The sequence below is a fragment of the Polynucleobacter sp. AP-Kaivos-20-H2 genome (assembly GCF_018882215.1).
Lineage (GTDB): Bacteria > Pseudomonadota > Gammaproteobacteria > Burkholderiales > Burkholderiaceae > Polynucleobacter.
Genome location: NZ_JACVOX010000004.1, coordinates 182,158 through 182,595, shown reverse-complemented (window position 1 = coordinate 182,595; position 438 = coordinate 182,158). Strand labels below are relative to the sequence as shown.

Here is a 438-nt window from a genome sequence, read left to right as displayed (position 1 = left end):
CAATACCTTCGCTATATGTCATTTTTGGCTCTTCTGATACGCCAACATATGGCTCAGCACCAACGATCACTTACACATTTAATACGCAGGCCAATGGAAGCGGTACTTCATACCTTTCTTCTGATACCGCTACTGTCAATGCGACAGGTACAGCCTTATTTAAAGGTACATACTCGCCAACCAGCACAACCAATGTTTCACTAAACTCCTCGGCTAATGCCGGCGGATATACGGCCGTGACTTATTTAAGTGGTTTGAGTTCACTCTTTTATGCCATATCAGCAGGCTCTAGTACGGGGTCGCTGACGGTCAATCAAGCCCAAGCCTATGTGATCGTTACTTCTGGTCAGTCCAGCACCTATGGTGCAACACCAACGATCAACTACACTTTTAATACCAATAGTGCCGGCACCGGATCAGTGATCTCGGCATCGCCTC

General features: G+C 47.0%; 1 protein-coding gene. It reads left to right on the top strand.

What is annotated here, in order from left to right; genetic code table 11:
- Positions 1–438: hypothetical protein (locus ICE89_RS11390; protein ID WP_216265972.1), on the top strand; the 438-nt coding region annotated here is incomplete at both ends.